The 4720-nt window shown below is 37.8% G+C and carries 6 protein-coding genes; 4 read left to right on the top strand and 2 right to left on the bottom strand.

The window, feature by feature from the left end:
• Positions 1-182, top strand: a 182-nt coding sequence (locus ACI3K6_RS23340; RefSeq protein ID WP_435556719.1) for a hypothetical protein, incomplete at its 5' end; no start/stop codon positions are given.
• Positions 183-190: 8 nt separating this feature from the next.
• Here the strand turns inward: ACI3K6_RS23340 and ACI3K6_RS23335 are convergent.
• Positions 191-643: a hypothetical protein gene (locus tag ACI3K6_RS23335; RefSeq protein WP_435556718.1), complete on the bottom strand. Its 453-nt coding sequence runs from the start codon at positions 641-643 to the stop codon at positions 191-193.
• 195 nt (positions 644-838) lie between these two features.
• Between ACI3K6_RS23335 and ACI3K6_RS23330 the strand changes: the two genes are divergently transcribed.
• Both ACI3K6_RS23330 and ACI3K6_RS23325 read left to right on the top strand, forming a co-directional pair.
• Positions 839-2113, top strand: a complete 1275-nt coding sequence (locus tag ACI3K6_RS23330) for an IS110 family RNA-guided transposase (RefSeq protein ID WP_435556717.1) — start codon at positions 839-841, stop codon at positions 2111-2113.
• 460 nt (positions 2114-2573) lie between these two features.
• Complete coding sequence (locus ACI3K6_RS23325; RefSeq protein WP_435556716.1) at positions 2574-2969, top strand: DUF3888 domain-containing protein; 396 nt, start codon at positions 2574-2576, stop codon at positions 2967-2969.
• Positions 2970-3082: 113 nt separating this feature from the next.
• Here ACI3K6_RS23325 and ACI3K6_RS23320 read toward each other — a convergent pair whose 3' ends face one another.
• Positions 3083-3541, bottom strand: a complete 459-nt coding sequence (locus ACI3K6_RS23320) for a YoqH family protein (protein ID WP_435556715.1) — start codon at positions 3539-3541, stop codon at positions 3083-3085.
• Between the two features lie 342 nt (positions 3542-3883).
• On the opposite strand from ACI3K6_RS23320, the gene ACI3K6_RS23315 reads away from it, so the two are divergent.
• On the top strand, positions 3884-4720 hold an 837-nt coding region (locus ACI3K6_RS23315; protein ID WP_435556713.1), incomplete at its 3' end, for an IS110 family transposase.

Here is a 4720-nt window from a genome sequence, read left to right as displayed (position 1 = left end):
CAAGACCTCCTGGTATTTGGGATTGTCCTTTTTTGCTGGCCAGCTTTAGGACTCTCTCATTCTACCAAGAGGTTCTTTTTTTGTTCAAACCTCATTTTCATTCATTACAGGAATGCTGCTCCGTTACTTCAGTAAGAAATAGCATTACCGTTGTTCCAGTAATGCACCTGTTTATTGAATAAGAAATCCCTTATTCTTTATTTAAAAAACCATATCGATTTTGTTTTCCCATCCACGAACTAGCATCACGCCACTTTAAACTCTTGGAGGAAATCCAACTATTTGTACCAAGAGTATAGTCTTCGGGTTTCCAATCAAAGTCATCAGCCCAATAAAATAAACCTTTTTGTAAAACTAGTTTGACATCATAAATAATTGAATCGTGATTAATTGGACTTGGAACGATGTGAAATTGGGTCACACCCTCAAAAAGCAACTCAATAGCAGAAGGGTCACGAAACTGCCTTTGGAAAAGGATTCGTACATTGGTATCGAGTTCTGGTGACATTCCCATCGATAAATTATCATCAACATAGCTATCTGTCCACAGGTACAGTTCTTTTAAACAACTATCGTGGAATCCGCCAAATACGTCCAAAAGTTTTTTAATATCTTTAGTATCTTTTACTTCTATCCAATCCATTGGGAACCCCTCACTCTTATTAGCAGTTCTTTACCACTAAATAATAGCACGTTTACCATTTTCTTGTTGAACTAACCTGCTCCGTTAGAATTCCTGTAGAGGACTAAATATCAACTTTGAAAAAAATAGGGCTCCTCAGTAAGATATGAGTATAGACACCACTCTAACCCAAAACCCTAAGGAGGAAGCCCTTATATGAAGTTTAAAATGCAGGACAAACAAAATCAACTAGTCGAGAGAATTTCCGTAAAACATCTTGTAATAGGTGTTGATATCGCTCAAGAATTACATGTAGCCAGAGCTGTGAATTTCCGTGGAATTATAGTTGGTGAACCTCTTACATTTGAAAATAACGAGGATGGTTTTGCTAGATTCCTACATTGGATTAATCGGCTAAAAACCTCTAATGGCTTCGTTTCTACTATTATCGGAATGGAACCCACAGGGCATTACTGGGTGAACCTATCAAAATGGCTGTATGATCAAGATATTGAAGTGGTAACGGTTAATCCCCACCTCGTTAAAAAGAATAAGGAAAACCGTGACAATAGCCGTTCAAAAAGTGATAAAAAGGATGCTCTTGTTATCGCTGATATGGTTAAGAATGGTTACTATTCCTTCATTCATCCTGCTTCAGAGGCATTTGAGAAACTAAGAGTCCTAATGTCTAACCGTGACATGACAGTTAAACGACTCGTTAGTGCTATCAATCAAATAAATCGTTGGGTGGATATTGTTTTTCCGGAACTCAGGCAAGTATTCAAAGATGTAAAGGGTAAAGGGGCAATCGCAACTTTACGCCTATTTCCTACTCCTCTTGAACTCCGTTCAATGAAAGCATCAGAGATTGTTGAGGGTTGGAAAACCCAAATGCAAAGGCAGACTGGGTTAAGGAAAGCACAGGCATTAATCGAATTAGCTAGACATTCAGTCGGAACGCGACAAGCACTGGATGCCTATAAATTACATCTAGAACAATTGATTGAAGAGTTCGATTTAGCGACTGCCCAACTAGAGCGAGTAGAAAAGGAAGTCACTGATGTTCTCAAACGCATACCTTTCGCAAAGAAGTTACTTGTCATAAAAGGGATTAGCGAAATCGCTCTTGCAGGAATACTAGGAGAATCAGGAGATTTGAGTGGATTTGCCCTTGGCAATTCATTATTGCGTCATGCTGGATTGCATCTTTCAGAGTCTAGTTCCGGGAAATGGAAAGGTCAAATTGTCCTCTCTAAACGTGGAAGGCCGCGTTTAAGGCGGTTCTTATACTTAGCCACTATGAGCCTTGTGATGAATAACCCAAATTTTAAAGAACTGCACGCTAACAATGTCAAAGTGAAAAAGATGAAGAAAATGAAATCCATCATGAAATTAATACATAAACTCGCAAGAGTTTTAGTGGGAATAGCCAGAAAGAATGAATCTTATCGCCCTGAGAAATTAATTCAAGTTACACCAATAGCTGCCTAATATTAAATTGACCTAAAATTAAGTTTAAGCAAAATAACTTTTGAATATTGCCTTATTCGCAGGACTTCAAAGAAAGTACGAGTACCGGATTTATTGTGCAAAAGGGCTCTGACCCATTCCGTTAGAAAGACCGGCCTCTACCACTTGGATAGGTATAACGAAGGAATGAAAGGGCATTTGACCCGTTGAGACATGGGAGTGAAAACCTCCAGGGGTAGCGTGGAGACAACGTACAGTATATGGAAATCATTGGATTTATAAGTAAATCCTCTGTTTAAGTACGCCTCCATGTAGCCAAAAGTCTAACAAAGCCCTTCAAATGTCCTCTCAATTCAAATTAAGTGATTTGAAATCCTGCGAATAAGTGAGTATTTAAGAGATAATCGGATCTTACTGAGGGAGCTTAATAAGAATTTCATTAATTGTTAACTATAAGAGAAAACTGAAATGGAGGATTTATATGAAAAAAAGCCTTTTCATATTTATTGCCTGCTTAACCCTTTTCTCTTATTCACCTGTAAAAGCTGAAACCGTAACTAAAAATGATGTACAGTTGCGTGATGATCTAATACTGAATTTGTTATTCCCCTTAATTGACAAAGAAATCGAGAAACATTTTGGCAAACCGAAACAGTATAATTGCCAACAAATTCTCCAAATCAAAAAGCTGGAACAAGGGAGCTATTACTTTGATGTCACCTTACAGGTAACGACATTTGAAGGTCCCCATAACCCGCCATTTGATTTAGTGACCATTAAGTTTAGTAATTTTCGTTCCCCAAATTGGCGGACCATTGATTTCAAAAGCAAAAGGCTAAAGCCAGACGAAATAACTAAGTGCAGGCATCCTTTGTAAAAAGGGTGCTTTTTTCTTTGTATGTTCATCAACACTAAACTGTCCCGTTTGTTCTATAAGGTATTCAACAAAAAAGGGCAGCAATCCCGCCTGGATTAACACACCCCTTTAGCTTAAAACTCCTTACAGTATTTGATATTACTTCTTAAAATACTTGGTCCCAATTTTTTAGTCTTCGAATTAGAAAGACGAACTTGTACCTCTACGTTTTCCATTTTGGCTGTAATTTCATCCCATCTTCCAGCCCAAGTAGGGCTATATTGTTCAGGAGTGGGATAAAGCCTAAAACGCCAACTAATCTCGTCTGGTATAAAAGCAAAGCCTTCATAGCTATCATAATTCCCAAAAGAAGATGGTTCTGGAAGGTGTACCCCAAGAATACTTATATTGGTTCGTGCAAAACTTGGAGGACGTAACTGCACCTTATAAATCAATGCGACTCCCTTTGCATTTGTAAGTTTTTTATCAATTGGTTCCAACACCATACTACAAGGCATTGTATTTGCCTTTGCATATGAAGGATAAATAACAAAAATTGAAATAATAATCATCACCAAAACAAATTGTTTCAAATATAGCACCTCTTACATTTCTTTTGGTTAATTTACCCTCATTATGTTCTAAATATAGATATTCCCTCTTCAACTAAACTGCCCCGTTCGTATTATAAGGTTAGCCAGAATGCTAAAAATTTCTGGTTGACCTTATTTATTTTGGTCTTATTATATCAGTAGCCAGGGTAGAACGTAACTGCCCGTGGGGATCGACCCCGTCAAGTAAACGGTTCGCCCCCTACTTGTAGAAACATGATTGAGGCTGGTTGGGACTTAGGTCTCGTATAACAAGCGAAGCTGTGATACTGCATGGAGGATTAGGGGTTACTGGCAAATTACTAGTTTAGGAGGAGATTTAGAATGAATCCAGTCGTTGGTCTGGATGTTTCAAAAGGTGAAAGTCAAATTCAGGCATTTTTAGATAAAGGCAAACCATATCGAAAGAGTTTTAAAGTTTCACGCACTATTGAAGGTCTTGATTTACTTGTAGAGTTTCTAGAGGTCGTAAAAAGAGAAACAGGTAAGAACCCACCTATCGTTCTAGAAGCAACAGGCCATTATCATTCCTCTGTTGTTCAATACTTGGAGGACCGTGGGTATTTATTGATAATTGTTAATCCATTAATTTCTTATAAGGCTAAAAGTTCAAGTCTTCGAAAAGTAAAGACAGATGCGATTGATGCTTACCATCTCTGCGAGCTGTTTTATAAGGAGGATTTAGAGCCGTATAAGAAGCGTGGTGTACAGCTATTAAACCTTCGGAATCTTACCAGACAGCACGAAGATATCACTGGTGTATTGATTCAAACAAAGCTACAATTTCAAGCGATTCTGGACCAGGTCTTTCCTGAATATAGAGGAGTTTTTGGGGACTTGTATTCAGTAGTATCACTCTTAACTCTTTCAGAGTTTCCCTCATCTGAAGATATATTAGAGGCAAGTGTAGAAACCATAGCTGACAAAATCGCTCAATTATGTAAAAGTCGTTCATACAGATGGGCCAATGAAAAAGCTATTCAACTCAAAGCTGCCGCAAACCGAAATCCGTTTGAAAAGACTTTGTATCAGAGTCATATTCTGAGTCTTGGTATGTATATTAATATCATTCTTCAATATAAAGAGCACCTATCCAAGTTAGAGTCAGAGATAGATGCCCTCGCAAAAGAAGTTGAAGAATATAATATTATCAAATCTATC

Source organism: Neobacillus solisequens, assembly GCF_051233465.1.
Classification (GTDB): Bacteria; Bacillota; Bacilli; order Bacillales; family Cytobacillaceae; genus Neobacillus.
Note: the sequence above shows the minus strand (reverse complement) of the source record. Positions and strands in the feature narration are given on the sequence as shown.

What these genes read in the sequence shown, in the direction of transcription:
- ACI3K6_RS23330 (WP_435556717.1), top strand. Translation starts at nt 839, where the DNA reads ATGAAGTTTAAAATGCAGGACAAACAAAATCAACTAGTCGAGAGAATT.
- ACI3K6_RS23335 (WP_435556718.1), bottom strand. Translation starts at nt 643, where the DNA reads ATGGATTGGATAGAAGTAAAAGATACTAAAGATATTAAAAAACTTTTG.
- ACI3K6_RS23325 (WP_435556716.1), top strand. Translation starts at nt 2,574, where the DNA reads ATGAAAAAAAGCCTTTTCATATTTATTGCCTGCTTAACCCTTTTCTCT.